Raw genomic sequence first — 25952 nt, forward strand, 5'->3', positions numbered from 1 at the left:
CAATATTAAAGAAGTAACTCATGCGCTATTCACTGCGCCAGCTGGAAGTATTTCTAGCTTGTGCTCATTTCCAAAATGTAAGCCGTGCGGCGGAAAGTCTGAGCATGTCGCAGTCAGCCGCGTCTACCGCCCTAAAGGAATTCGAGCAGCAATTTGATGTACGCCTGTTCGAGCGAACAGGCAAACGTCTGCGACTGAATGAGTTGGGGCGGCAGCTGTGGCCACGGGCAGAAGAGTTACTGGAACGCGCCCGTGAACTAGAGGCTACCCTACAGGCCCATGGCGACCTGGGACGTCTCAAGGTCGGAGCAACGCTGACTATCGGCAACTACCTCGCAGCTGGCATCATGGCCCGTTACATGGCGGAACAACCCGGGGCACGTGTTGAGTTGGAAGTAGCCAACACCGCGGCCATCGCGCAAGGAGTGCTGAATTTTGAACTCGACTTGGGATTGATTGAAGGAGAACTAAACCACCCAGACCTGGAAATGATCCCGTGGAGGAGTGATGAACTAGTAGTATTCGCCGCTCCAGATCATCCGCTGACGAAAGCCTCAGGGTTGAGTGACGACGAACTTCGCTCGGCCACCTGGATACTACGGGAGACGGGATCAGGTACACGCCAGACCTTCGAGCGCGCGCTGTCCGGGCTAGTGCCCGAATTGAATATATTGCTTGAACTGCAACATACGGAGGCTATCAAGCGTGCAGTAGAGGCCGGACTGGGAATCAGCTGCCTGTCCCGGGTGTCCCTATCCGACGCATTCGCCAGAGGAGCACTGGTTGAGCTGCCAGTTCCCCACCGGAGTTTCGATAGAGAATTTTACTTTGTCCTGCATCGACAGAAATACTTGAGTACCAGTGTGAAGCGCTGGCTTGAACTGTGCAATTCACTACCAGAACGGTCAACCTAACGACTTTGGCACCAAGCGTGGCAACGCTTGCCTTGCCAACCTCCTCTGCATATCATCGACCTCTAATCAGTGCTTAGGGAGTGGCAGAAGTCGTGTGCCTCCACCCATTCATGTTATCGCGAATGAATTAACCCAATTTTTCGCGCGTTACCACCCTGTATTCAGGCTACGTCAATTGACACGGAAGTTAGCTATGAAAAAGTTGTTAGTTATTTCATCCGCGCCCGCAGGTTTTATCGAAGGGACACCTTACCTGGACGTAAAGTTTGTCGAAGGTATGCGGTTTTATTGCGACGCCTGGGATGGTGAAGTGAGCTGTATTCTCCGCAAGCGAGATGCATCGTTTCCTTTCGGCAAGATTTTTCGCGAACCTGAGTTACCGTTTCACCCCATTTTCAAAGAAAAAGGTGCGCAGATTCGAAAACAGGATATAGAGGGATACGATCTTGTTCTCTGCAGTGGCGATAATCAGGACTACCTCCACGTTTCGGAACTTTGCAGAAAAAATTCTGTAAAAATTGTTTACATCATTGAGTATATTTTCGAAACGAGAATACAGGCCATACTTTTGCAGCGGGGCCGAAGTCTGGTAAAGAAACTCTATGCCATGGGAAGCGCGCTACTTACAGAAATACGTCGGCGCCGCGCTTTTCGGCTTTCTGATGGATTGCAGGCTAATGGATTTCCCGCAAGGAATGCTTACCTTTCGCTAAATCAAAATACATTACTTTACCTGGATAATCGTATTCGTGATTGCATGCAGGCATCCAACGATGAGGTGACTAAAAAATTTGAAAATTTGAAGGCTGGCGCACCCCTCAAATTGATACATTCGGGGCGACTGGAACCGATGAAAGGATCACAGGATATTGTTCCTATATTGAGATCCCTGAATGAAAAATCAGTGAATTTCGAACTGCATATATTCGGTGCAGGCAGTCTCGAAAAAGAAATTCAGCAAGGGATTCGGGCTCTTGAACTCACTAACAATGTATATCTGCACGGCGCGGTAGATTTTGAAAATGAACTGGTCCCATTCGCACGCGAGAATGCGCACATTTTTCTTTGTTGCCACCGCCAATCTGACCCCTCATGCTCCTATCTGGAAAATATGGGATGTGGTGTGGCTATCGCCGGGTATGACAATCGGATGTGGAAGGCGTTAAGCGAAGCCTCTCAAGGCGGGCATACTGCGCCTCTCGGGAACCCAGAAGCACTCGCAACGTTGATCGCAGAAATGGCATCAGATCCCGATCGTATATTCCGTACGGCCCAGAGCGCGCATAGCTATGCTCGCGCCCATAGTTTTGAGCATGAATTTCAACGCCGTATACAGCACCTGATGGACACATTGCACACAGTGAGGGCATAACGTGTCAGACGATATCCTCTTTCACGTTGGCTATATCAAAACCGCCACCACCTATCTACAAAATCAAATACAGAATGGATCACTGCCTGGACTCGCACTGGGAGCCGGCAAAGAAACCAGAGCACAGCTTGTCGCAAACTTTATTTTGGCGGACGATTTTGAGTTTGATGCGCAATTGCCGCGCGAGAGACTCGCCGCTTTCAATCATGATATTCAGCAGCGGGGATGTTTGCCGGTGTGGTCGGAGGAAACATTGCTCGGGAACCCTCCATCGAGCCGCTACGATGGATATCTGAATGCGAGGAAAATAAAGGCCTGCTATCCCAATGCCCGCATTCTGATCACTGTCCGCAAGCAGCAGGATATCGTTCTGTCAATTTATCGAGAGTACGTGCTAGGTGGCGGTAATCTTCAACTGGAGCAGTTTATTGGTACAGGTGACGAGTCACTGTCTTACTCCCCTCTTTTGCGCGCGGAATTCCTACACTTCGATAGAGCGGTTGGTCACTACATTCAGCTTTTTGGGGAAGACCGGGTTCTTGTTCTTCCCCAGGAACTACTGAACTCTGAACCCGATACCTATTACCAACTTTTCTCAAATTTTACTGGCAAGAGCTTTTCCGCACCAAAATATGCAAACCGCGACCATGCGGCAGAAAACTATTTCACTTTCCAGCTACGACGAAAACTCAATCCTTTATTCCCTAAAGATCCGTGTAAACCGGTTAATTCAGGATACAGAAAAACATTCAACCGAGTACTTTTTCATCTGAACCGGTTGCCCGGAATGCAGCAGAGCAACCGAAAATTTGAAAAATTTAGGCAAACTATCAGCAACCGATATAAACATTCCTTCGTCAACAGCAACCGGAATCTTATGGCGATTACTGGACTACCCCTGGATCAGCTTGGCTATGACACCTAGTCAAGACTCTACTTTTCCCTGACGTTTTGCATCCAGTCTGCGTACGAATTCCTGCAGGATCAGCCGGTAGAGTTCTTTACCGAGATACTGGTCCTCCACCCCACTATCGATAGAAGGGTTGTCATTCACTTCTATCACATAGCCCTTGCCCCCAGATTCTTTCACATCCACCCCGTAAAACCCGCGACCGATGGGCTTGGTAGCCTTCAGGGCGGCTTGCAGTACCGGCTTTGGTACTTCAAAGGTGGGCAGAGTACTGAAGCCCCCGCTCACGGTCTTTTTGTTGCCGTGGTTGTATATCTGCCAGTGATTCTTCGCCATATAGTAGCGGCAGGCGTAGAGCGGTTTGTTGTCCAGCACGCCGATACGCCAGTCAAATTCCGTATACAGGAATTCCTGGGCCAGCAAGAGGCTAGACTCCTCAAACAGCTCTTCCAGCTTTGAATGCAACTCTGCTTCAGAATTTACTTTGACCACGCCGCGGGAGAATGAGCCATCCGGAATTTTCACCACCATTGGCAAACCCAGCTCCGCGAGTGCGCTCTTCAAACTGGCCTCATCACCGCGACGCAGGATGCGGGTGCGCGGTGCAGGAACCTTGTTGTTTGTAAACAAATCCGCAAGGTATATCTTGTTGGTACAGCGCAAGATACTGGTAGGGTCGTCCAGCACCACCAGCCCTTCGGCTTCCGCCTTCTTCGCAAAGCGATAGGTGTGGTGGTCGATGGCGGTAGTTTCCCGGATAAACAGCGCGTCAAACTCCGATAAGCGCATGTAGTCCCCAGGGCCAATCAGCTCAACTGACAAGCCAAGTTCACGGCCTGCACTGACGAACTTCTTGATAGCGCTGGCGTCTGACGGCGGCAGCTTCTCTTCCGGATTGACCAGGATCGCAAGGTCATAGCGACTGTTGCTGGGCTTCTTGTGCTGGCGCCATACCTTGTTACTGAAGTTGTCCAGCGCCTCGGCGAACTCGGTTTCCTCCACCTCATTCAGGTCCCGGTGGGAGCAGATCTTCAGTTCGACGATCTCCCACTGCGGGTCCGCGCGCAGATGAATCTCCAGCACTGGACAGGCAAAGCGGTCGAACAGCGCCCGAGCCAGGGGTTGCAGCGCCGGCTCGTTGCAGCGACCAAAATAGGTTTTCACCACCCGTTCAACACCGGCTTGCCCCACAGGCAGCTTTGCCAGCGCCGGCATGGCCTGTGCCAGTTGCAGCTTGTACAACTGAGGCAACGCCAGGTCGTTGAGTGTGCGAACGCTGGGCAACACATTGTGGCTGCGCGCCTCCGCCAGCAATGAACAGTAATAGCCCTCGCTGCGATAATCGTAATTGGCACAGAGGTTGATCACCCGCACCCGCTGCTGGCGCGCCGGCAATGCAAGGTAGTCGGCGAAGGTAATGACCCGTTCACTCGGGTAGTAGGGAGCCCAATCGTCGGGCTCGTCGATCACAATAAGGACCTGGGACATGAATAAAGGAGGCGCCTCGGTGGGAGTGATGAGACAGGTATACAGGGACCAGAAAAGGCCCTTTGAATGTGCGAAAGATAGAAGAAAATTCACCCGGCGCCTAATAATTTTTTTGCCAGAGTACTAGTTTTTTCCTGCCGGTTTGCTAATTTTCCCGGGCCGCAACCTGGCGGCGACCTTTCCCGGTGACTTACTCCCAGATGCCAGACCATCCCACCCCCCAAAATCACGCCAACGCCCCGCAGATCCGACCCGCGAACGAGCGGGACATAGACGCGCTCTATGCACTGGAGCAGGCAAGTTTCTCCGGCGATCGCCTTAGCCGCCGCCGTTTTCGCCACTGGGTGCGCGCGGACAATCGGGTATTCCTGGTCGCTGAACAGGACCACCAGTTGCTGGGCTACGTCCTTGTGCTGCTGCGCCGTGGCACCCGCCTGGCGCGTCTCTATTCCCTGGCGGTCGGCCCCGCCGGGCGTGGCAAGGGTATCGGCAAAGCACTGCTCACCAGTGCGGAAGATGCCAGCAGTCGCAGTGGCCGCCTTTATATGCGCCTCGAGGTAGCCGAGCAAAATTCTCCAGCCATCGCCCTCTACCAGCAGCTGGGTTACCGCACCTTCGGCAGTTACGCCAATTACTATGAAGACGCCGGCAATGCCCTGCGTATGCAAAAGCGCATCCGTTATCGACCGGAGAATCTGCACACCGCAGAGGTGCCCTGGTACGGTCAGCGCACTGAATTCACCTGCGGCCCGGCCGCCGCCATGATGGCCATGGCGGGATTGGACCCACAGTACGAGCCCAGCGGCAGTGACGAGCTGGCCCTGTGGCGGGAAGCCACCACCATCTTCATGACCTCGGGCACCGGCGGCTGCCACCCTATCGGCCTCGCCCTCGCTATGCAGAAGCGCGGGTTCGAGTGTGAGGTTTACCTGAATCAAAGAGGGCCACTGTTTATCAGCAGTGTACGCAGTGAGAAAAAGAAGCGGGTGATCGAGCAGGTCGATGGAGATTTCAGGTCCTGTGCCACTCGCAGCGGACTGTCGGTAATCGAACAGGATTTCACCCAGCAACAGTGCGAGCAGTGGCTGACCGAAGGCGCGCTCGTCCTATTACTGATCAGCACCTTTCGCCTGGACGGAAAAAAAGTCCCACACTGGGTGACCCTTACCGGCATGGACGACGAGTGCTTCTATTTACACGACCCGGATGTGGATGATGAGGACAATCCGTTAGACAGTCAGTACCTGCCCATTGCGCGGGAGGATATTTCCCGCATGTCGATTTTCGGGCGCGAAAAGCTGCGTACTGCGGTGATTGTCCGCAGGAAAGATTGACCTGAATTTGGCGCTCGGTCACACCAATCAATTGGGACGTTTTCAACGCTGTTTTTTCCTGAGGAGTTTTGTCAAACTGCGGATTCATCCACTCAATAATAAGGAGAGATAAGGATGTTCCGCTTCGTCAAAATACTGCTCGTTTTTTCATCACTGTGGCTGGCCGCCTGCGCCGGCAATCCCATGCTCACCAGCGCCGACCAGACCCTCACCGCACCGGATCCCAACAAGGCGCAAGTGGTGTTCATGCGCTCTTCCTTTGTCGGGTCCGCGATCAATGCCTCACTGTTTGAAGTGACCGGCGAAGGCAATGAATTTATCGGTATCATGGCCAACGGCACCAAGATTTCCCACGAAGTTGAGCCCGGTGAACATACCTTTATGGTGGTGTCCGAGGCGGCAGACTTTATGCGCGCCGATCTGCAAGCCGGCAAGACCTATTACGCCATGGTGACGCCGCGTATGGGTGCCTGGAAAGCCCGTTTCAGCTTCCAGCCCCTGAGCAAAGACGGCGAGGACGAGTTCAGCACCTCATCGCCAAAATTCGGTGATTGGGTTGCTGGCACCAAGCTGGTGGAGAACACGCCGCAATCCCTGCAGTGGGCGGAAAACAATGCGGCGAGTGTAAGTAAGAAAAAGGAAGCTTATTACACCAAGTGGCAGGCGAAAGACGCTGACGAGCAAGCGCGCCAGAGCCTCAAGGCCAGCGATGGCATCTGATCCATAAACTCGAATTTCTGGAGTACTCATGCACAAATTCTACAAACTGTTTTTGATCGCCGGTTTATCCACCACCCTGGCAGCCTGTACTAGCCACCCGGTGATGAACGTATACGATAGAGCCGTATCCGAACGGTACGACGGTACCACTCAGTCCGCGCAAACCGTAGCGAAGGCGATCCTGACAAGTTGTGTAGACAAGGGATGGGTTTGCCGGGAAACGGAACCAGGGGTAATTGATGCCTCGATTACTGTGCGCAAGCACCGGGCCAGTGCCAGGATCAACTACTCTGCGGAGCGCTACAGTATCGAGTATAAAGACAGCTATTTGCTGGACTACAACGACAGGAGAAACACCATCCACAGAAATTACAATCGCTGGGTAAATAATCTTGACCATACGATTGCGAAAAATCTTGTGAGGTAGTTTCTATACCTTCCAGTCTAAAGGGCCCTTTTCAGGGCCCTTTTTTATTTTCCAGGTATTTTCACCGGGGAAATCCAGTCATCCCAAACGGCTGAATTCGCACAGTAAACACACCTTAGCTACACACCGGGTATGCCACTGGAGAGTTCCCAATAGGGGACCAATCTGCTAGGTTTGTGCGGCGCAATTCATCGCGCTCATTTTTACAACAAAATATTGATATCAGCACAAGGAACACGGACGTGTCGTATTTAAAATTTACTACTTTTCTTTTCGCCTTGACCTGGAGCGCTTTCGGTTTCGCCAGCGACGCCAATGCTCTTGTACTCAGCGAGAAGGCCGGCTACCACGATGAACGGATCATCGCCAGTAACATCGTCGGTGAATGTTCCAACCTCGGTTTTAAATTTTCCGATTCCACCCGACAGTTTTTGCAGAAGCAAGGTTTTGCGGTCAGCACCGCCAGTGACATCTCCGAGCAGACCGAAGGCATGAGCCTGAAGCTGACGATTATCAATGCGGTGAGCGCAGGCAACGCCTTTATAGGCCACAACAAGTCCGTATCCATCGAAGCCCAGCTATTCAAGGACGGTGAGTTGCTGGATACCTTCACCCGCACCCGTAACTCTGGCGGCGGCTTTGGTGCCGGCTTCAAAGGCTCCTGCACCGTTCTGCATCGCTGCGCCCACACTCTGGGTAAAGACGTAGCCAGCTGGATGGCCAAAAATCACAAAGGGTGAATCTCCGCTGCATTCACCGCTAAAAACCCGTCGGAATCCAGCGACGGGTTTTTCCTTCCCTGGAATATTTCAAACCTTCGATTATCGCTGGTGACCAGCTTCAGACGGTAACACGACCTCCCTGGGTGTGAAGTAGCCCCAATTAGCTAATTGCTTCTAGCTAGCTGCCCCGCTCCCGCAGTCGAGGCTACCGCCTGAAATTCAGGATCAACCGGTACTGCACAGTTTTTTTTGCCTTGAGCTTTTCTGCTGTTTATTCTGTGCACTCCGTCACGCAGATATTGCGAGGCGGTATCGTGAATTGTTTTCCGGTACTGTGGTGCTAACTAGTAGGTGTCCGCAGCGGTATCGGGAATAGACAATGTATTTTTAGGTCCGAGGTTTCCCGTCATCAGAATGTATAGAGACGCGGTCTGAAACCCGAAAACAAAAAGGAGTTACTATGAAAAAAGTTATCTTGGCCGTCGTGCTCAGCGTTGTTGCCCTGGAAGCCAGTGCCCGCGAATCCATCCAGAACTTTTCTCTGGAAAACGCGATGCAGCGCGAAGACTTCAAAAGCCGTCTCGGGGACGACATCAAATTGTATTTTGGTGAGACTGCCCACCCTGAGGTAACACGGAAGGTTGGCCAGGTTTCAACCAGCAAAAAGACCAACGCGTTCAACAAGTCCGATCGCGTGGCCTGTGAGTGGGCACTGCTGTCTGCGCTGATAAGCCTGCAGGAACAAGCCCGTCAGAGCGGCGCCAATGCTGTGGTCAACATTGAGTCGAACTACAAGCACAATCGTTACTCCAGCACCAACGAATTCCAGTGTGGTGCCGGAAACGTGATTGCCGGTGTGGCGCTGACTGGATCGACGGTCGTTACCCAGTAAGCCGCCTTTCATACCTGAGACCTGCTCAAATCTTTCCGGAAATGACGATTTCCAGGATTGGCGCCGGCTGTGCATTCGCTCGCGGGCGTGAGCAGGTTCCCACCCTCCTCCTGTTCCTCTAGCACTCCCATGCCAGGTCGGTCATTCAAAGTCACAATCCCCACGGCACGATTCCCCCTCTGAAATACTCACCCCAGACGGTCATCACCCAGTTGAAAGGCTTTGGCTGTGAGACGTTAAAAATTCAGGCCGAGTGTAATTACGAACGGCATATCGATACCGTCGTTATCACTGAACAGGTTGGCATTGGAGAAGTGTTTCCAGGAAACCATCACCACCAGATCTTCCCGGGATTGCCAGTTGATGCGCGCGGCGTAGCCGACCTGGGCCTGGAAGGCGAAATGGTTGTCCTGGTGACGGTCCCCCAGCTGGTTACTGCTGATATAGCTGGGACCGAGTGCGCGCACAAAGAAGTAAGGCTGGCCCCAGCTCTGCTTGCGCGGGTATAAATTCAGCTGGGGATAGATGGAATAGGCGTCGAAGGACTTGTGCGTATCCGCATCGGTTTCCACCCGGGTATAGCTCACCCCCAGGTGGATATGTTGGCGAACACTTTTTTCAAATTTCTTGAACGAGTAATCGATACCGTAGGTACGGTTGGTCTGCGGCGAATCCGGTTGCGGGCCACCGCCGGCGTTGATCAACAGTTCATTGGCTGCCGCCTGCTGAAAAAATACGATCGACGCGATAAGTACAAGCAGACGGGAAGCCAATGTTTTTTACCTTTTATTCCGGTTTCCTGAAGATCAGCGAGGTGTTGATACCGCCGAACGCAAAGTTATTGCTCATCACGTATTCAGTATCAATCTCACGGCCAGTCCCCTGAATGTAGTCCAGATCCGCGCATTCGGGATCGACGTCCTGCAGGTTGATGGTGGGATGAAACCAGCCGCCGTGCATCATCTGGATACTGACCCAGGCCTCCAGCGCGCCGCAGGCACCGAGGGTGTGGCCGGTGTAACTTTTCATGGAACTGATCGGCACCGCGCGCCCGAAGGCTTCGCGGGTGGCGCGGGTCTCGGCCACATCGCCGCGGTCGGTGGCAGTGCCGTGGGCGCTGACATAGCCGATGGCACTGCCGTCGATACCCGCCTGGGCCATGGCCTGCTTGAGGGCGATCTGCATAGTCTGCGCCTGGGGCTGGGTCACATGCTGACCATCGGAATTGGTACCGAAACCGACGATTTCTGCATAGATACGCGCACCGCGCGCCTTCGCGTGTTCGTACTCCTCCAGGATCAATGTGCCAGCGCCTTCGCCAATCACCAGGCCATCGCGATGGCGATCGAACGGGCGCGGTGTGGTACCAGGGGCATCGTTGCTGGTAGAAGTCGCGAACAGAGTATCGAACACCGCCGCCTCGGTGGCGCACAGCTCTTCAGCACCACCGGCCACCATTACCGTCTGACTGCCATTGCGGATGGCCTCGTAGGCGTAACCCACGCCCTGGCTTCCGGAGGTGCAGGCGGAACTGGTGGTGTAAATGCGCCCGCACATACCGAAAAAGACACCAATATTGACCGGTGCCGTGTGGGCCATCATCTTGATATAGCTGGTGGCATTGAGGCCATCGGTGCGGTGGTTCAGCAGCATATTACCGAAATCCCCCATGGCCGCAGGGGTGCCCGCGGAGGACCCATAGGCAATGCCGGCCATACCACTGGTGATGATTGGATCTTCCAGCAGGCCGGCGTCTTCCAGCGCAAGCTCGGTGGCGCGCACCGCCAGCAGGGACACACGACCCATACTGCGCACACGCTTGCGGTTGTAGTGCGCGGGTCTGTCAAAGTCTTTGACCGGTGCTCCCAGGCGGGTATTCAACCCTTCGTACTTGTCCCAGTCCTGCATATACACCACACCGGACTGACGCCCGCGCAGGGAGGATTCCACCGCTTCCCAACCCTGTCCGATGGGAGACAGGCCGGCCATGCCGGTTACCACAACCCGTTTCATCAGCAGAGCCCACCGTTCACTGAGATCACCTGGCGGGTGATATAACCTGCATGTTCGCCCATCAGGAAAGAGACGGCGGCCGCAACTTCTTCCGGCTTGCCCAGGCGGCGGGCGGGAATCATTTTCAGGATTTCATCCAGCGGCAGTTCGTCGCTCACCATATCGGTGTCAATCAGGCCCGGGGCCACACAATTGACCGTGATCTTGCGCTTGGCCAGCTCCAGCGCCAGCGCCTTGCTGGCACCAATCAGGCCCGCCTTGGAGGCGGAGTAATTCACCTGGCCGCGGTTGCCGGCAATACCGGAAACCGAGGTCATCACCACGATGCGACCGCTACTTCTGCGCCGCACCATGGGCATGGTGAGCGGGTGCAGCACATTGTAGAAACCGTCCAGGTTGGTGTGCACCACCCGATCCCAGTCTTCCGCGGGCATCGCGGGGAAGGCGTTGTCGGCGGTGAGGCCGGCATTACACACCACACCGTAATAGGCACCGTGGGCTTCCACATCGGCCTCCAGCGCGTTGCGCGCAGCATCGCGGTCGAGAATATCGAACTGTAAAATACGGCTCTCGCGGCCCAGTGCGGTGAGCTCCGCAGCCACCTGCTCGGCTTCTTCGCGGCGACTGCGGCAGTGCAATACGATATTGAATCCGTCTTTGGCCAGGCGTAGGGCGATGGCGCGCCCGATGCCGCGGCTGGAGCCGGTAACCAGTACCCAATCAGACATTCAGCGTTTTTCCTTCAGGTATTCTTCGATATTGTCCGGCTGAAACACATTCAGCCGCGCGGCTTGCTCTATGCCCTCGCCGGTGAGGCGGCATTCGAAGGTAGCCATGCCATTATCCGCCTGCAACAGCCGCTCCACAGAGATCTGCACAGAGCTACCGCACGTAAACCGGGACACATTGCTGGTAAAACGACGGGTGCCCAGCAGGAAGCCCAGCTGCACCGGCTGCCCGGCCTGGCGCGCATGGTAGCCGGAAAAAGCCGCCACCGCCTGCGCCATATATTCGATACCCACATAGGCCGGAACCTGCTGCTCGCGGCTGAAAATGCCGTCGTCGCGCACCGTCAGGCGGGCGCTGAGGGTTTCCTCGGTTACTTCCAGTAATTCATCCAGCAGCGACATTTCACCACTGTGGGGCACCAGCTCTTCAGCGCTGTAACGCTGCAGCGGGGAGGATGGATTCTGTTCCATTAATTTCCCAGTATCAGTGAACAGTTACTCCCGCCGAATGCGAAGGAGTTGCTCATTACATATCGCGGCGAGGGCGATGTCGCGCCCTCGCGCACCAGGTTCAGTGGCGGCAGTTCGGGGTCGAAGCCATCTGCGTTGCAGTGGGGCGGCAGCTGCCCGCGGGTCAGTGCCAGCCAGCAGAATGCCGCTTCCAGTGCTCCCGCCGCCCCCAGGGTATGCCCGGTGAGAGGCTTGGTGGAGGAACAGGGTACCGCTGTCCCGAACAGGCGACTCACCGCCCGTGCCTCCATCACATCGTTCTGTGGCGTGCCGGTGCCGTGCAGATTGAGATAGCCAATATCCGCAGGTGCCAGCCCGGCATCCCGCAGCGCCCCGCGCATCGCCGCCTCGGCGCCGCGTCCCTCGGGATCCGGTGCTGACATATGGTGGGCATCGGAACTCGCCGCCACGCCGCACAGTCGCACCGGGCCCGGTTCGCGGCTCATGATAAACATGGCTCCCGCTTCGCCCAAGTTGATGCCGTCGCGATCGCCGCAGAACGGGCGGGTGTGCCCCCCACTCAGGGCACCGAGGCCGTTGAAGCCGGTCACCGTCATCCCGCACAGGGTGTCCACGCCGCCGACTACAACCGCGTCGCACACATTCATGGCCAACAGCCGGCGCGCGCTGGCGAAGGCATTGGCACTCGAAGAGCAGGCGGTGGAGACGGTAAGTCGCGGCCCGTCCGTCAGTTGCAGAAAGCGGGCGACGTATTCTGCCAGCGCCGCCATCTGTTGTTGATAGCGGTAGCGATAATTTTTCTCCCCCTCCCCTGCCAGACGCTGTTCGCCGCTGGCAATACCCGAGGTGGAGGTGCCCATCACCACGCCGATACGCGCACTGCCATAACGCGCCACCAGTTCAGCGATGGGCGACTGCAGGCTGGTCGCTACCTGTTGCGCCAGGCGGTTGTTGCGGCAATCGTACTCCGCCAGATGCTCCGGGACCTGAGGCAGTTCCGTCGCTACCCTGCCAAAACGGCTGTATAGCGGACCGAGCCAGGAACTGCCCTGTTCCATGGCGGATACATCGGCGCGAAACAGGCGCTCGCTGACGATATCGGCATCTTTGCCTGCCGTACCTTGAGCAGTAATACCCAGTGCGCAGGCCAGGCTCATATGGTTGAGATAGTAATCGGGCATATCGCTGATTCGGGGTCTTGCGTTGTCAGTCGCGGGCACAAATTTCCGCCAGCGTACGCAGGCGGCGTTCGGCAGCGTTCACATAGGGGTTGTCCTTGTCCCAGGCGTAGCCCGCAAGGATCGAGCAGATCATGCGCTTGATCTCAGGCTGGGGGTTGGGATGGAAGATCACATCCTGGAAAGTCCCCTCATACCAGGCGGTGACATACACCTTGAACACATCCACCCCGGCCTTCAGCGGTGCGGCGAATTCGGACTGCCAGTCTACGGTTTCACCGCGCAGCTGGCGGTGCAGGCATTCGCTGGCGAGCTGGGCGGATTTCATCGCGATGGTGACACCGGAGGAAAACACTGGATCGAGGAACTCGCCGGCGTTGCCCAGCAGTGCGAAGCCGGGTCCGGTGAGGGATTTTACATCACTGGCGTAACCGGTAATGCGCTGTACCGGGGTATCGAACTGGGCGCCTGCCAGGGTTTTCGCCAGGTTTGGCGAGGCATCGACCGCCGCCCGCAGGATTTCTTCCGGCGTGTTGCCCAGAGCTTCGATCTGTTCCTGCTTGCCCACAACCCCGAGGGATGCGCGGCCCCCGGCAAACGGAATCAGCCAGTACCAGATGTCCCGCTGTTCGGGGTGCACGGTGATCAGGATCTTTTCGCGGTCGAAACCGGCTTCGCCGATATTGTCCTGGATGTGGGTGAACACCGATTGGCGCACAGGGAAATCAGACGGCTGATTCAGGTCCAGCAGGCGCGGCAGCACGCGGCCGAAACCACTGGCGTCCAGCACAAACTTGCCGGTAAAGGCCACCTGCTCGCCGTCGCACTCGGCGATCAGGCGCGCGCGGCCCGGTTCAATTTCCGCAGACACAATCGTGTGGCGGTAGTAGATAGCCGCCCCCTGCCTGGCCGCCTCATCCGCCAGCAACTTGTCGAAGTTGCCGCGCTGTACCTGAAAGGTGGTGCCGTGGCCCGGCGAGAACTTGTCGGTGAAATCGAACGCGGTGCGCGCTCCATCCCATTCGAAAGCGGCGCCGTTCTTGAACTGGAAGCCGGCGGCATTGACCGCGTCCAGCATCCCCGCCTGCTCGATAAACGCCATGCACTGGGGCAGCAGGCTTTCGCCGATGGAAAAGCGCGGAAATTCCTGTCGCTCGATCACCGCTACCTTCCAGCCCTGGCGAACCAATAGTGCACTGGCAATGGCACCCGACGGGCCCGCACCAATCACCAGTACATCAGCCTGGCACTCCTTCACCTGTTACCTCCAAAAATTCCCGATGAAAAAATCAATGCGGCCAGCACCAGTGTCGCCACCGTGCCCACCGCCAGGGTAAATCCAAAATCCGCAATCGCCGGCGTCTGCGACAACGCCAGCAAACCGAAACCCAGCAGCGTGGTAACACCGGCGAGGGCGATCGCCAGCAGGGTGTAGCTGGCCTCCTGCCGATGGCTGAAATAGCCAAATACCGCGTAATCCACGCCGATGCCGAACACCAGCAGCAGTGCGGCCACATGAAACAGATTGATCCCCGCACCAAAGATCGCCGCCGCCGCAAACGCGCAGGACACCGCCGCCAGCGGCAACCCGGCAATCGCCAGTGCGCCGCGCCAGCCGGCGCGCAGCGCGATCACCGCGGTGGCGATCAGCAACACCAGTGGCAACAGCAGCAACAACTGGTCACGCTGCTTTTCCAGTACCGCGGCGATGGTTGCGGGCGGATTGTGAAAACTTGTCCCGGACAAACCGTCCGCCAGGGCAGTGCCATCAAAGTCCGCCGTCACCCCGAAAATACGCACCAGCGACCGGCATTCCGCCACCTCGCACCCCAGCCACAGCTGGCGCTGGGTTTCCGGCAGCTGCGAAAGCCACTGTGAAAACGCCACGGTTTCCAGCGGGCGGCGAAGCCCCTCCAGCAGCCGGTCCACTTCCGGCGCCGGGTACCCCAGTTGCAGGTAAAAATCCCGCACCTGGGACGAGCGGTAAAAATCGTCAAGCAGCGCATGGTTTTGCTGCTGCACAGATTCCGCCGGCAACAGCTCCGAGAGCGCGGAATAGCCGCCCAGTGCGCCGCGCGCACGCGCGCCTTGTAAACGGGCAGCGAGCGCCGCCTCCCGTTCCAGCACCGCATTTTCATCGCTGCCGCGCACCAGGAAATAGGACGATGCCGGCCGCACCGGCAACAGCGCATTGATCTGCTGCTCGTCGGACTGCAATGAGGGCGGTGGCTGGTAAAACAGGCGCAGATCATTCGCCGGCGTCGCCACCACCATGCCCACAGCCCCCGCCGCCACCATCAGTGTCACCGCCAGCGGATAACTCCAGCGCGGCAGCCGCGGATAAACCCGGGAAAAATCCACCGGGCGGGGACGAATCCTGAGCAGCGCCGGGAACAGCAGCACCACCGTCAGCCAGGCACCCAGCAGACCAAAGCCCACAAATACCCCCATCTGCTGCAGCAGCGGGAAGGGCGTCAGTGCCAGTGCGAAAAATGCGAGGCAGCTGGACAGCAGCCCCAGCAGCAGCCCCGGCATGATGTCCTGGTCCCGGGCCGGGCCCGGTCGCAGCCGGTTGCAGATAAAGTGGAAGGCGTAGTCGATCGCGAGTCCGGTCACCGTGGTGCCAAACACAAATGCCAGAATATGCATCTGTCCCAGCAGCACGATCACCGCCGCAACACCGCTGGCGATACCACTGGCGATCGCGAACAGACACAACAGTAACGGACGTAGTGAACGGAAGGTGAACAGGCACAACAGCAGGATCGCCAGTAACGAGAAGCCGCCGATAGTGCGAATTTCGCGCTGGGCACCGGCGGCGGCGTATTCCGAATGCAGTGGTGCGCCGGCAACCAGCAGCTGCATGTCGCGGGCGGCTGCCCACTGTTGCAGTTGTTCCCGCAACTGCAGCAGCGGAGTGTGGATACTGCCGCGCATTTCCAGTGGCGATGCCTGGCTGCGCACCAGGGTAAACAGGACGTTGCCCTGTTGATACACCGGAATATTGTCGAGCAGCGCGCTCACCCGCTCGCTCAGCGCGGCATTTTCCGCGGTGAGGAAATGTTGAAAGGTGAAAAAGGGATCCCGCTCCAGATCCAGCTGAATACCGGCGCTTTGCGGGCTGAAGATAAACTGCAGCTGCTGTTGCGCCAGCAACGGCGAATCCTGCTGCAACTGTTGGCGATCCGCGGCCGTCAGCAGCTGACCGCGCAGGGGCTGCAGAAACTGCCAGAGCGCGGCGCGCTCGCGGTCGTCGCCCCAGCGGTAGGTGGTATCCGTGACCGCGCTACTCGACGCTAGCTGCTGCGCCAGTTGCGCGGTGGCGGTGGCGAGCTGCGGTGCGGCCCGCGCCGATGCATCCCCGGTATCCGGAATTTCCAGCGCCAGCAGCCACACCAGGCTCTGTTGAAACTGGTGATTGGCTTTTTTCACCGCCGTCGCGGTTCCCCGATCCAGGCCAGCGGCCAGCTCCTGTTCCGCCAGGGCAACGATGTCGGTTTGCAACCAGCCGTCATGAAAGCGGAGTGCAGTGACCGCAGCCAGCACACCACTCAGCAACAACCACAGCAACACTCGCCCCATCATTCGTCAGGCTCAGTCAGCGTCAAATTCAGCGAGAAACTGCGCGTCCTGCGCGGCCACCGGCTGCATATTGAGAAACTCGATATCCGTTACCGATTGGTTGCCCTCGAGCAGGCGGATGCGACGTATGGAATCACCACCAAAAATTTCGATGGCATTGAGATATTTCTGCAACCGCGCAGAACGCGGGCGCAGGGACATTTTCCAGTTGTCGTCGGCGCTGGCATCTGCGAGATTTACTTCGTAGCCCGCATCCACATAAAACATCTGCTCCAGCGCGGCAAAATTGCCACGCAGAATATTCATCATGGGCTCCGCCAGCTGCCGGGAAAAGGCATTCGCGGAGTCGCCTTCACCCTCACCCCCCATCACGATATGGGACGGCACTGGCTGCAGCGTACGCCAGCTGATACCGCGCTCCTGGGACAGGGCAATGTGCCCGTGGGATTGCAGCGGCCGCGGCAGATTCGGCAGGAGTTTGTGTTGCCGGAATTCCCCGCGCATCTGTGCCGGCTGGTTCAGTTGCCGGGAAATCTGCTCCAGCGCCGCCGCGGTGACTTCTACCGCGGACAGGGAGTCCAGTTGTTGCGCACTGGCGCTGGCACTGCCTTCAATCTCTACAGAAACTGCGGGCACGGTGCCGCCCAGCAGTATTGCCGTCGTTGCCAGCAGACTCAGCAATTTGCCCTGCCTCATGCACCGCCTAGTGACGCAGGTCATGCAACTGGCTCCGCAGTCTGCGCGGTCGGAGCAGAAGCGGTGTCGATGCCCAGCTTTTGCAGCAAAATTGTCGGCGACGCAAACAGCATTTCACCACTGCCCATGTCCACCGCCACCTGCATGGTGTGCCCCTTGGTAAGGCGCTCACCGCTATCGCGGTCGAATACCTGATAGCTGACCTTGAGGCGGTTTTCATACTCCGCAATCTGCGCGCGCACCCTGACCCATTGACCGAAGCGCAGGGGTTTGACGTAGCGCACGTGCAGGTCGATCACCGGCCAGGCGTAACCGGAATCGCGCATCTGGCGATAGTTGTAATCCAGCTGGTCCAGCAGGGCGCAGCGGGCGATTTCAAAATATTTGACGTAGTGGCCATGCCAGGCGATTTCCATCATGTCCACGTCGTGGAACGGCACCTGCAGTTCCACTTCCGCCTGCCACAGGGCGGGAAGATTCTGTTTAGCGGTCACCGTACAGCCTCCAGTGACGCTGCTGGATCAGGCCGATGCAGTGGCGCAGGTCCTGCTCCAGTTCGCGGTCCTGCTCCAGGAATTCAAACGACGCCGCCACCTGTTGCAGGGTGGTGTGTACACCGCTGGAAAGGCTGTCCTCACTCACTTCGTTGGCGCGCAGGCGCAGCTGTATTCCCTGCCAGGACATCAGCAGTGCGGCCGCGGTTACCTGCTCGGTGAGTTGCAATACACGCATACAGTCCCGTGCGGCAATGGTGCCCATGCTCACCTTGTCCTGGTTGTGGCACTCGGTGGATCGGGAGAAGACGCTGGCCGGCATGGTCTGCTTGAGTGCTTCCGCGGTCCAGGCACTGGCGCCGATCTGCACCGCCTTGAAACCGTGGTTGAGCGGGCGGCGCACACCGGTAGCGCCGGTCAGGTTGGCCGGCAGGCCGTTGTTGAATTTGATATCCGCGAGCTGCGCAATCTGCCGGTCCAGCAGGTCCGCGAGGTTCGCCACCGCATTTTTCAGGCTGTCCATGGCGAAAGCGATGTGGCCGCCGTAGAAGTGACCACCGTGCAGCACCTGCTCGTTTTCGCCATCGATGATGGGATTGTCGTTGGCGCTATTCAGTTCGTTCTCGATAAACTGACGCAACCACGGCAGCGAGTCCTGCAACACGCCGATGACATGGGGCGCGCAGCGCAGGGAATAGCGGTCCTGCAGGCGACTGCACTGACGGGGCGCGTCGCCCACGTTCAGATCGTCGTGGATCCAGCGTGCAATCTGGTTTTGTCCCGGATGGGGTTTTACTGCAAACAGCGCGTTGTCGAAGTGGTAGGCGTTGCCCTGCAGGGCGACACTCATCAGCGCGGTAATGCGCGCGCTCAACTGGCACAGGTATTCCGCGCGGCTGTAGGCCAGGCAGGCAAGCCCGGTCATGGCGGCGGTGCCGTTCATGATCGCCAGGCCCTCTTTCGGGCGCAGTTTCAGCGGGGTTATTTGCAGCTCCGCAAACACTTCCGCGGTATTGCACTGTTCACCGCGATACCAGACCTTGCGCCCACCAGCGAGAACTGCCGCGACGTAGGACAGCGGGGTCAGGTCGCCGCTGGCACCGACACTGCCCTCCTGGGGAATCACTGGAATAATGTCTTTCTGCAGCAGCAACTCCAGCTGTTGCAACAGCTCGTAGCGCACACCGGAGCTGCCGCGGGCCAGGCTCGCCATACGCGCACCGACGATGGCACGACTCTGCTCCAGGGAAAACACGTCGCCGAGGCCACAGCCGTGGAAGGTGTACAGATGCCGCGGCAACTCTTCCACCAGATCACCGGGAATATTCACCGTGCAGGAATCCCCATAGCCGGTGGTTACCCCGTAAATGACCCCTTCCTGCTGCCACAGCTGGTCGAGAAACTGAACGCCCTTTTCGATACGCGCAATAAACTGCTCGTCGGTGGAAAGTTTCACGTCTGCTTTGCCGCGCGCTATGGCATTGATCTGCTCGACACTCAATGCAGTGCCGTCGAACACAACCGGAGTACGCTGCATGACTGCGCTGTTCATAAGGCTTGATTCCAGAAAGGATAAAAGTTGTACCACTGCAGGGGCGCCTTGTGGCAATAGTGTTCAAGGCGCGCTGCGTAGGTCGCGATCAGTTCGCGAATATGGGCTTCGCGATTGCCCCGCTCCATCACCACTTTGTCACAGAGCTTTTCCAGATAAATGTCGTAGCCCGCATCACTGCGCAGGCAAAACAGGGTATATACCGGGCAGCGCAACAGCGCACCGAGAATATACGGCCCCTGCGGAAAAGCCGCGGGGCGGCCGAGAAAATCCGCCAGAGCGGTACGCCCAACAGAATCCACCGGTGTGCGGTCACCCACGATGACGACAAACTCACCACGCTCCACCGATTCCGACAACTGCATCGCCAGTGCCGGGGAAATTTCCGTAACCTGGGTCAGACGCAACTGGCTGTTGGGGTTGAGCAGTTTCATCATGCGATTGAATTTTTTCGCATGCTTGGTGTGTACCAGCACATTCACCTTCATGCTGGAGTGGAAACTGCCCAGCGCCCGGCACACTTCCAGATTACCGAGGTGAGAACCGATCAGGATACCGCCACGGCCCTGTTCACCCAGACTGTGCAGATACGCCTGATTGGGAAAATTCATGCAGCTGCGGGGAATGCCCACAAACCAGGCTTCCAGCTTCTCCCGCGCGCTGTCGGCAAAATTCAGAAATACCCGAAATGCGGTGAACCAGTCGGAGCGGATGCCACTATCGGGATAGCGCTCGGCAAACAATGCCAGGTACTCGCGAATCGATCGCCGGCCCGCGCCATTTTTCAGGAAATAGCACAACACCACCGGATACACGGCGATCTTGAAAGCAATCGGCCCAAGTCGATGGTGCAGCAGAAACAGGAATTTGATCCCGAGGAAGAACCCCTGCTCGCGGTAGCGGGACCAGTGCAGCGCGCTCATGCCGCCACCTGCTTGCGCGGCCGGCGAAACAGTCGCAACAACATACCGAAAAACAGCCGCGTGTGCATGGCGGAAATCAGCCAGTTGTCCTGCAGCCCGCGGAAGTGGGAAACCCCGTCTACCGGGTAGCGCACCTTTACCGGCAACTGGATCAGGCCGTAGCGGCGCCAGTGCCAGCGCACCAGCACCTCCGGGTCGAAGTCCATGCGGTCGCCGGTGTACTCCTCATCCAGCAGCGCCACCGTCCGCGCCAGCGGATAACTGCGCAGACCACACATGGAATCGCGGATTTCCAGCGAGCGGGAATTGATCCAAACCCACACGTGGGTCAGGTAGCGGGCGATAAAGCGGCCCATGGGCACAGACTGGTCATACACCGGATAGCCACATACCAGCGCGCCGGGATTCGCCGCGCTGTGCTGGATAAACTGGGGGATATCCAGCGGATTGTGCTGGCCGTCGGCATCCACCTGGATACCGTGGCTGTAGCCCAGTGCCAGCGCCGCGCGCAAACCGGTTTTTACCGCGGCGCCCTTGCCGCCGTTGTGCTCGCGCACCTGCAGGTGAACCCACTCCGGCTCAGCGTCAGCAATACGCTGCAGCGTCTCTCGGCACGGCGCATCGCAACCGTCGTCGACCAGTACGCAGGGCAGGCCGAATTCCCGCAGAGATTCCACGGTGGCGGCGATGGCCCCCTCGTGGTTGTACACAGGGATCACAAAACAGGGCTTCACAGTGCTATCAGCCATGGCGAAAACTCAACTTGCCACTGCTGAACTCTTCGCTTCCCCAGAAAAAGCGATAGTGCAATTTCTGCTTTTCCGGGTCGAAGGTCAGCTCCAGCTCTGCCCGCTCTTCCGGTACCAGCAGCTGTTTGAATTTGATATTTTCCATACCGGCAAATTCGCCGGGAATCTGCAGCAATGTTTTGCCAAAGTGCACTGCCCAGTCGATCTGCACCACACCGGGTACAACCGGCGCGGTTTCAAAATGGCCGGGTAGACACGGCAGGTTGCGCGGTATACGCAGGGAGACTTTCGCACTCTTGCGCGCGCTATCCACAGCCGCTTCTACCTCGGTCGCGTCCACTTCCGGCAACATCGAAGCAGGCGTGGCAAATGCCGTTTCGGAATCGGTTTCAAACACGTTCATCAGCAACTCTCTGGGGCTCTTGCCCTGTTGGTTGACCGGGATGGCGGCGACCATGCGCCAGGAGCGGGGCAGCGCCACCCCGTCCAGATCCGGCGCGAGCATGGCGCGCAGCTGGCGCACCAGCGCGGACTTGCCACAGATATTCAATTGCGCACGCCCCTCGTCGCTGGGCACCACCAAAGCACCCAGCAGATCGCGACTGCGCCGCGGGCCCTTGGGCAGCACCAGAACTCTGGCTGTTGTCACCAGTGGCGACGCACTCAGCAGTCGCTCGACCTGGGTAAGGGAGATGCGCTTTTCCTCGATTTTCGCGATCTGGTCCGCGCGCCCGAGTAACTCAAACCGCTCGCCGACCATCCGCACCCGGTCCTGGGTGGCAAACCCCTCTGCGATCCAGGGTGACTGCACCTGCAACAGTGGCGGCTCTTCCGTCGATGCAGTGACCTGAACACCGACCTGGACATCCTGCAGTGGGCTCCACAGGCTATTGCCGTCCCGCTGCTGCCGCCAACCGATACCTCCGGTTTCGGTGCTGCCGTAGATTTCCAACGGCCAGTGCCCGGCCAGCTCGGCGATAGCCGCGGCGTCCTGCGCAGCAAGAGGGCCGCCGGAAGAGAAAATCGCGCTCAGGAAGCGCGCCTGCTGCCAGGGCCAGGCATCGTTGCGGCGGCTCAGCTGTGCGGGACTCGCCACCCACAGGGCGGGAGCCAGGTTTTGTGCATCGCGCAACAGCGCGGCGACGTCCACGTAGGTCTTGCTGACAAACGCGCGCCCGCTGCTCAGGGGCCACAGCAGTCTGAACAGCATCCCATAAATATGCTGGTGGCTGACCGTCGCCAGCACGCTACAGTCGGCGACAAGTGATCCCCACTGTTGTTGCTGCGCGGCGATTTCTGCCATCAATTGCGGCAACTGTTTGTGGATACTCTGGGGTTCGCCGCTGCTACCGGAAGTAAACAACTGCAGCTCTCCGGCAAAATGTTGCGGTAATTCGCCACCGGCACCAGCAGAGTGAACTGCCGACAACCGGAATGCCCGTTGCCGACCATTGCCAGCGGGCCACTCCCCCAGCCACAGGTCGATATCTGCCAGCGCCTCGCGGGTCGCCCGCTTGTTATTGGCGGGAATGACCAGCTGCAGGTCTGCGGCGAGGCCGGCAAACAGCCACACGCAGAACTCGTAGGTATCCGTGCAGTAGAGCGCGGTGCGGCGCAAGGATTCCGTGCGCGGCAATTCGTTCAGCTGCCTTTCTACCAGGGCGTGAGCGCGGGCGAGGTCGCGCTTGAATTCGGCGAGAGATATTTCACCGCCATCGGCGGCGACACAGAAAAGTGCCTGGTCGCCGGTGTGCCCGAATAACTGTTGCCACTGCATGTTGCGCACCGCTATTCAGGTCGTGGTACCGGTACTGCGACGGACGCGGCTGCGCAGCAGCCATTCGCCGGCCAGCAGCAGGCCCATCAACAGGTAGGAAATCAGGCCGTTGTACAGGGTCCACAACGACAGGTCACCATTTACCGCAGTGCCCGCGGCAATGGCGCCGTTGGCAATAAAAAATCCGCACCACACCTGGGTTACCCGGCGTGTATAGGCAATGCCGCTTGGCGGCAGGTTTGGTTCGCGCAGGCGCGCCAGCCGCTCAATGACCGTCTGCGACTGGAACAACAGACTGTGGACAAAAATTCCCAGCATCAACAGGTTGCAAAAGACCGGGTACCAGAGCAGGCCCTGGCTGTCGCCGCGCAACCAGCTGGTGGCGGCGACCGCGGCGAGAATAGCCGCCAGAGCGCCGGCGCCAATGCGACCGCCAACGCTGTGCTTTTCCGACGATATCAGCAGCAGGCGCAGCCCCGCCACCGCCAGCAGCAGGGCCAGCAGAGCGCCGAGGGACAGGTACTGGATACCGAAGTACACCGCCAGCGGATACGCGGTAACCACCAGTACCAGAATGACCTGCGCCAGCCGGGACATTACTCGGCCACCACCTTTTCAATCGCGCTCATTACGTCACCTACGGTGCGCACATTTTTGAACTCTTCCGGGGCAATTTTTTTGCCGGTGAGTTCTTTCAGGCGCACGATAAGGTCTACCGCATCGATACTGTCGATATCCAGATCATCGGAAAGATGGGCGTCTTCGCGCACATCTTCCGGCTCCACTTCAAACATCTCAACCAGGATGTCTTTCAGCTGAGTAAAAATCGCTTCTCTGTTTTCAAACATCGTTCTTTCTCTCTGTGGCCAGTGTCTGAAAAATCAGGCGCTCTGGCTTTCCGCAACAAATTTCGCCAGGTTATTCACGCTGGCAAAGTGCGTTTTGGTGTTTTCGTTTTCCGCATCGATGCTGATATTGTATTTCTTCTGCAACGCCAGGCCGAGCTCCAGCGCATCAATGGAATCCAGACCCAGGCCCTCGCCGAACAGGGGCTCTTCTGCCTGGATATCTTCCGGAGTTACATCTTCAAGGTTCAGTACATCGATAATCAGAACCTTGAGCTCTTCTACCAGATTGCTCACGCCGCGCGCTCCTCAGTGAAATACACTTTTAATTGGTTGGTAATTTTTCTCGCGGCAAGCGGCGTTTCCTGCATATCCTCGAGCGGGATCAGCTGCTCACCATTGGAAATCACAAATTCAAAATGCGGTCTGGAATCAGGGATACTGTACCAGGGAACATTTTTCATCAGCATCGGGGGGTTGCAGCGGATGGTGACCAGGGTCGGCCTCACGCCGGCACGCAGGGCCATATAGGCGGCACCGCGCTGCAAACGAAGTTCTTTGCCCGGCACCGTGCGCGTGCCTTCCGGAAACAGCACCACACTCTCGCCTCGCGCCAGGGAAGCGGCAGCCATGGCGATGATTTTTTCCGGGTCATCATTGGGGATATACCCTGCGGTGGTCACCGCGCCGCGCATAAACGGATTGCGGAACAGACTCGCCTTGACGATACAGTTAGCGTTGGGAATACGCGAAATCAGGAACACCACATCGATCAGCGACGGGTGATTGGCCAGCACCAACTGGCCCGGCTCGCGCAGCTTTTCCTCACCGTGCATACGATAGGTATATATTCCGGTGATATGCATAAAACCGATAAAGGTTTTGAACGCGCCCTGAACCATATCCCGCGCTTTGCGCTGACGCAGCGCCGGGTCCCGGTAAAGGAATTTCAACGGGGGAAACAGGACAAAACGCAGCACCAGTCCGCCCACGCCAAACAGACTGAACGCCGTGGCGGTTGCCAGCAGACGCAGCCAATAGCGGTCGCGGCGCTTGCCGGCGGGCGCCGCCGCCACGGTTATTCCATCGGCTGTAGAAGCGGCTACTGTAGAATCCACCAAATCAGGCATCACTATTCCTTCCGATAAGCAATTCCCAGCCCTGTCCCAGAGGCAAGCTGCCACTACCGTCCACCAGCGCAGTAATCAGCGGCAACTGATATTCCGCCCACTCAAACGCGGACACCGCGGCGTTAGCCTCCGGGTTATATCGCAACTCAGCGCGATACTCTCCTTCCCGAGGACCTTCGCCCGGGTTGTTCGAGGCTCTCAGGTGCAGAGTTGTGGCGCAGATGCGCTGCGGGCTTTCGGTGTTGTGCAGATAAAGTTCCGGCAGCGGCTCTTCGTAAAATTGCAGCAGCATCTCCGGTGCCCCTTCAGCGAGCATGGCGGCCGCCTCGATAAATCCGCTGTGCAGGGGAAAATCTCCCCCCGCCAGCGCGAGCGCCGGGGAATGGATACCGAGAGAGATGGATAGCTGGCCGACGATGGCATTGTGCACCGACAGGCCGAATGCCGTGGGCGAAAGGGGCTCCCCCGCCGCCACGTCCTGCAACAGGGTATAGGTGCGCTGTGCTTCGCCGTGAACGGAACAGCAGAGGACGGGCATATCGCGCCCATCCAGCAAGGCATGCGCGGTGGCCATCGCCGCTTTGGCCAGCGCGCTCAGGCGCCGGCGCTGCATCGCGGGCAGAAAGCTGATGTCGGGAATGGCCTGATCGGCGAAATTCAGCTCGCCGTCGCGCCAGCGCTGCCAATCGACAGCATCGCTGAGGCCTGGCGCCCAGGCGCGCCATGCGGAAATCGTGAATTCAGACACCGGCTACTCAATGGAGACGAGCCCCACCCCTCTGATAAATGCACGCGGCGGTTCGAGCCCTGGTTACCACGCGCCTGCAGCAAAATATTGAACGTACTGGCGGAAAATCCTACCCCGCCGCCAACGCGGCCCGAAATGGTACACAAACTGACCAATTTCTACCAGCCGCACAGACCAATTTTGAAGTAATTCCGACTGTGATCCCGATGCCGGTTCCGGACAATTGGTCGCGACTGCAGACTCTACCGCGATTTCGGTCTTTTCCGGAAATATAAGCGCACCGTTGG

27 protein-coding genes are annotated in these 25952 nt (G+C 57.9%); 8 read left to right on the forward strand and 19 right to left on the reverse strand.

The annotated features are described in order from the left end of the window. The first annotated feature begins 20 nt into the window (after nucleotides 1-20). From PVT68_RS10805 to PVT68_RS10815, 3 genes are all read left to right on the forward strand, one after another. Nucleotides 21-914 (forward strand): LysR family transcriptional regulator, encoded by an 894-nt coding sequence (locus PVT68_RS10805; RefSeq protein WP_280317935.1) that lies wholly within the window; start codon nucleotides 21-23, stop codon nucleotides 912-914. 193 nt (nucleotides 915-1107) lie between these two features. Further along, entirely contained in the window at nucleotides 1108-2286 is a 1179-nt protein-coding gene (locus PVT68_RS10810) for a glycosyltransferase (RefSeq protein ID WP_280317937.1), read from the forward strand. A 1-nt stretch (nucleotide 2287) separates the two neighbouring features. Beyond that, nucleotides 2288-3211, forward strand: a complete 924-nt coding sequence (locus PVT68_RS10815) for a hypothetical protein (RefSeq protein WP_280317939.1) — start codon at nucleotides 2288-2290, stop codon at nucleotides 3209-3211. On the opposite strand, the gene PVT68_RS10820 is transcribed toward PVT68_RS10815, so the two are convergent. Next, entirely contained in the window at nucleotides 3212-4684 is a 1473-nt protein-coding gene (locus tag PVT68_RS10820; protein ID WP_280317940.1) for a RimK family protein, read from the reverse strand. 200 nt (nucleotides 4685-4884) lie between these two features. On the opposite strand from PVT68_RS10820, the gene PVT68_RS10825 reads away from it, so the two are divergent. From PVT68_RS10825 to PVT68_RS10845, 5 genes are all read left to right on the forward strand, one after another. Next, nucleotides 4885-6018, forward strand: coding sequence for a GNAT family N-acetyltransferase/peptidase C39 family protein (locus PVT68_RS10825; RefSeq protein WP_280317942.1), 1134 nt, complete (start codon nucleotides 4885-4887; stop codon nucleotides 6016-6018). Between the two features lie 114 nt (nucleotides 6019-6132). Continuing rightward, complete coding sequence (locus PVT68_RS10830) at nucleotides 6133-6738, forward strand: hypothetical protein (RefSeq protein WP_280317943.1); 606 nt, start codon at nucleotides 6133-6135, stop codon at nucleotides 6736-6738. Nucleotides 6739-6766: 28 nt separating this feature from the next. After that, nucleotides 6767-7165: a hypothetical protein gene (locus PVT68_RS10835; protein WP_280317944.1), complete on the forward strand. Its 399-nt coding sequence runs from the start codon at nucleotides 6767-6769 to the stop codon at nucleotides 7163-7165. 242 nt (nucleotides 7166-7407) lie between these two features. Next, a complete protein-coding gene (locus PVT68_RS10840) occupies nucleotides 7408-7905 on the forward strand; it encodes a hypothetical protein (protein ID WP_280317945.1) in 498 nt (165 codons plus the stop codon). Nucleotides 7906-8347: 442 nt separating this feature from the next. Continuing rightward, entirely contained in the window at nucleotides 8348-8779 is a 432-nt protein-coding gene (locus tag PVT68_RS10845) for an excinuclease ABC subunit A (protein WP_280317946.1), read from the forward strand. 236 nt (nucleotides 8780-9015) lie between these two features. On the opposite strand, the gene PVT68_RS10850 is transcribed toward PVT68_RS10845, so the two are convergent. Genes PVT68_RS10850 through PVT68_RS10935 form a run of 18 tightly spaced genes read right to left on the reverse strand, consistent with a single transcriptional unit; the run spans nucleotide 9016 to nucleotide 25665 of the window. After that, nucleotides 9016-9552 (reverse strand): acyloxyacyl hydrolase, encoded by a 537-nt coding sequence (locus tag PVT68_RS10850; protein ID WP_280317947.1) that lies wholly within the window; start codon nucleotides 9550-9552, stop codon nucleotides 9016-9018. Between the two features lie 13 nt (nucleotides 9553-9565). Continuing rightward, complete coding sequence (locus tag PVT68_RS10855; protein ID WP_328517445.1) at nucleotides 9566-10792, reverse strand: beta-ketoacyl-ACP synthase; 1227 nt, start codon at nucleotides 10790-10792, stop codon at nucleotides 9566-9568. Further along, complete coding sequence (gene fabG, locus PVT68_RS10860; RefSeq protein WP_280317949.1) at nucleotides 10792-11520, reverse strand: 3-oxoacyl-ACP reductase FabG; 729 nt, start codon at nucleotides 11518-11520, stop codon at nucleotides 10792-10794. The genes PVT68_RS10855 and fabG overlap by 1 nt, the downstream gene beginning before the upstream one ends. Then, complete coding sequence (locus PVT68_RS10865; RefSeq protein ID WP_280317950.1) at nucleotides 11521-11991, reverse strand: hotdog family protein; 471 nt, start codon at nucleotides 11989-11991, stop codon at nucleotides 11521-11523. It lies immediately after the preceding gene. Continuing rightward, nucleotides 11991-13172, reverse strand: a complete 1182-nt coding sequence (locus PVT68_RS10870; RefSeq protein ID WP_280317952.1) for a beta-ketoacyl-ACP synthase — start codon at nucleotides 13170-13172, stop codon at nucleotides 11991-11993. Before PVT68_RS10870 ends, PVT68_RS10865 begins: the two co-directional genes overlap by 1 nt. A 25-nt stretch (nucleotides 13173-13197) precedes the next feature. Further along, complete coding sequence (locus PVT68_RS10875) at nucleotides 13198-14427, reverse strand: NAD(P)/FAD-dependent oxidoreductase (RefSeq protein ID WP_280317954.1); 1230 nt, start codon at nucleotides 14425-14427, stop codon at nucleotides 13198-13200. Further along, nucleotides 14424-16754 carry an MMPL family transporter gene (locus PVT68_RS10880; protein WP_280317955.1) on the reverse strand — a complete coding sequence of 777 codons (2331 nt, stop codon included), beginning with the start codon at nucleotides 16752-16754 and terminating at the stop codon, nucleotides 14424-14426. The genes PVT68_RS10875 and PVT68_RS10880 overlap by 4 nt, the downstream gene beginning before the upstream one ends. 9 nt (nucleotides 16755-16763) lie before the next feature. Continuing rightward, nucleotides 16764-17447 carry an outer membrane lipoprotein carrier protein LolA gene (locus PVT68_RS10885; RefSeq protein WP_280317957.1) on the reverse strand — a complete coding sequence of 228 codons (684 nt, stop codon included), beginning with the start codon at nucleotides 17445-17447 and terminating at the stop codon, nucleotides 16764-16766. Between the two features lie 20 nt (nucleotides 17448-17467). Beyond that, complete coding sequence (locus PVT68_RS10890) at nucleotides 17468-17941, reverse strand: acyl-CoA thioesterase (protein WP_407666091.1); 474 nt, start codon at nucleotides 17939-17941, stop codon at nucleotides 17468-17470. Next, on the reverse strand, nucleotides 17931-19493 hold the full coding sequence (locus PVT68_RS10895; RefSeq protein WP_280317959.1) for an HAL/PAL/TAL family ammonia-lyase: 1563 nt from the start codon (nucleotides 19491-19493) through the stop codon (nucleotides 17931-17933). Before PVT68_RS10895 ends, PVT68_RS10890 begins: the two co-directional genes overlap by 11 nt. Then, a complete protein-coding gene (locus PVT68_RS10900) occupies nucleotides 19490-20416 on the reverse strand; it encodes an LpxL/LpxP family acyltransferase (protein WP_280317962.1) in 927 nt (308 codons plus the stop codon). The genes PVT68_RS10895 and PVT68_RS10900 overlap by 4 nt, the downstream gene beginning before the upstream one ends. After that, complete coding sequence (locus tag PVT68_RS10905; RefSeq protein WP_280317964.1) at nucleotides 20413-21165, reverse strand: glycosyltransferase family 2 protein; 753 nt, start codon at nucleotides 21163-21165, stop codon at nucleotides 20413-20415. Before PVT68_RS10905 ends, PVT68_RS10900 begins: the two co-directional genes overlap by 4 nt. Further along, nucleotides 21158-22942 carry an ApeI family dehydratase gene (locus PVT68_RS10910; RefSeq protein ID WP_280317966.1) on the reverse strand — a complete coding sequence of 595 codons (1785 nt, stop codon included), beginning with the start codon at nucleotides 22940-22942 and terminating at the stop codon, nucleotides 21158-21160. Before PVT68_RS10910 ends, PVT68_RS10905 begins: the two co-directional genes overlap by 8 nt. Nucleotides 22943-22957: 15 nt before the next feature. After that, nucleotides 22958-23539 carry a COG4648 family protein gene (locus PVT68_RS10915; protein ID WP_280317969.1) on the reverse strand — a complete coding sequence of 194 codons (582 nt, stop codon included), beginning with the start codon at nucleotides 23537-23539 and terminating at the stop codon, nucleotides 22958-22960. Then, nucleotides 23539-23790 (reverse strand): acyl carrier protein, encoded by a 252-nt coding sequence (locus tag PVT68_RS10920; RefSeq protein WP_280317971.1) that lies wholly within the window; start codon nucleotides 23788-23790, stop codon nucleotides 23539-23541. The genes PVT68_RS10915 and PVT68_RS10920 overlap by 1 nt, the downstream gene beginning before the upstream one ends. Nucleotides 23791-23823: 33 nt before the next feature. Beyond that, nucleotides 23824-24084 (reverse strand): phosphopantetheine-binding protein, encoded by a 261-nt coding sequence (locus PVT68_RS10925; protein WP_280317973.1) that lies wholly within the window; start codon nucleotides 24082-24084, stop codon nucleotides 23824-23826. After that, a complete protein-coding gene (locus PVT68_RS10930; protein ID WP_280317975.1) occupies nucleotides 24081-24917 on the reverse strand; it encodes a lysophospholipid acyltransferase family protein in 837 nt (278 codons plus the stop codon). Before PVT68_RS10930 ends, PVT68_RS10925 begins: the two co-directional genes overlap by 4 nt. After that, the gene (locus PVT68_RS10935; protein WP_280317977.1) at nucleotides 24910-25665 is read right to left on the reverse strand and encodes a beta-ketoacyl synthase chain length factor; all 756 of its coding nucleotides are present in this window, start codon (nucleotides 25663-25665) and stop codon (nucleotides 24910-24912) included. The genes PVT68_RS10930 and PVT68_RS10935 overlap by 8 nt, the downstream gene beginning before the upstream one ends. Between the last annotated feature and the right edge of the window lie 287 nt (nucleotides 25666-25952).

The organism is Microbulbifer bruguierae (assembly GCF_029869925.1).
GTDB classification, from domain to species: domain Bacteria; phylum Pseudomonadota; class Gammaproteobacteria; order Pseudomonadales; family Cellvibrionaceae; genus Microbulbifer; species Microbulbifer bruguierae.

Excerpts from the sequence above, each read along its gene's own strand:
- PVT68_RS10870 (WP_280317952.1), bottom strand. The coding sequence starts at position 13,172 with ATGCCCGATTACTATCTCAACCATATGAGCCTGGCCTGCGCACTGGGT.
- fabG (WP_280317949.1), bottom strand. The coding sequence starts at position 11,520 with ATGTCTGATTGGGTACTGGTTACCGGCTCCAGCCGCGGCATCGGGCGC.
- PVT68_RS10820 (WP_280317940.1), bottom strand. The coding sequence starts at position 4,684 with ATGTCCCAGGTCCTTATTGTGATCGACGAGCCCGACGATTGGGCTCCC.
- PVT68_RS10910 (WP_280317966.1), bottom strand. The coding sequence starts at position 22,942 with ATGCAGTGGCAACAGTTATTCGGGCACACCGGCGACCAGGCACTTTTC.
- PVT68_RS10930 (WP_280317975.1), bottom strand. The coding sequence starts at position 24,917 with ATGCCTGATTTGGTGGATTCTACAGTAGCCGCTTCTACAGCCGATGGA.
- PVT68_RS10830 (WP_280317943.1), top strand. The coding sequence starts at position 6,133 with ATGTTCCGCTTCGTCAAAATACTGCTCGTTTTTTCATCACTGTGGCTG.
- PVT68_RS10905 (WP_280317964.1), bottom strand. The coding sequence starts at position 21,165 with ATGGCTGATAGCACTGTGAAGCCCTGTTTTGTGATCCCTGTGTACAAC.
- PVT68_RS10810 (WP_280317937.1), top strand. The coding sequence starts at position 1,108 with ATGAAAAAGTTGTTAGTTATTTCATCCGCGCCCGCAGGTTTTATCGAA.
- PVT68_RS10855 (WP_328517445.1), bottom strand. The coding sequence starts at position 10,792 with ATGAAACGGGTTGTGGTAACCGGCATGGCCGGCCTGTCTCCCATCGGA.
- PVT68_RS10895 (WP_280317959.1), bottom strand. The coding sequence starts at position 19,493 with ATGAACAGCGCAGTCATGCAGCGTACTCCGGTTGTGTTCGACGGCACT.
- PVT68_RS10880 (WP_280317955.1), bottom strand. The coding sequence starts at position 16,754 with ATGATGGGGCGAGTGTTGCTGTGGTTGTTGCTGAGTGGTGTGCTGGCT.
- PVT68_RS10835 (WP_280317944.1), top strand. The coding sequence starts at position 6,767 with ATGCACAAATTCTACAAACTGTTTTTGATCGCCGGTTTATCCACCACC.
- PVT68_RS10825 (WP_280317942.1), top strand. The coding sequence starts at position 4,885 with ATGCCAGACCATCCCACCCCCCAAAATCACGCCAACGCCCCGCAGATC.
- PVT68_RS10805 (WP_280317935.1), top strand. The coding sequence starts at position 21 with ATGCGCTATTCACTGCGCCAGCTGGAAGTATTTCTAGCTTGTGCTCAT.
- PVT68_RS10915 (WP_280317969.1), bottom strand. The coding sequence starts at position 23,539 with ATGTCCCGGCTGGCGCAGGTCATTCTGGTACTGGTGGTTACCGCGTAT.
- PVT68_RS10865 (WP_280317950.1), bottom strand. The coding sequence starts at position 11,991 with ATGGAACAGAATCCATCCTCCCCGCTGCAGCGTTACAGCGCTGAAGAG.
- PVT68_RS10845 (WP_280317946.1), top strand. The coding sequence starts at position 8,348 with ATGAAAAAAGTTATCTTGGCCGTCGTGCTCAGCGTTGTTGCCCTGGAA.
- PVT68_RS10885 (WP_280317957.1), bottom strand. The coding sequence starts at position 17,447 with ATGAGGCAGGGCAAATTGCTGAGTCTGCTGGCAACGACGGCAATACTG.
- PVT68_RS10920 (WP_280317971.1), bottom strand. The coding sequence starts at position 23,790 with ATGTTTGAAAACAGAGAAGCGATTTTTACTCAGCTGAAAGACATCCTG.
- PVT68_RS10900 (WP_280317962.1), bottom strand. The coding sequence starts at position 20,416 with ATGAGCGCGCTGCACTGGTCCCGCTACCGCGAGCAGGGGTTCTTCCTC.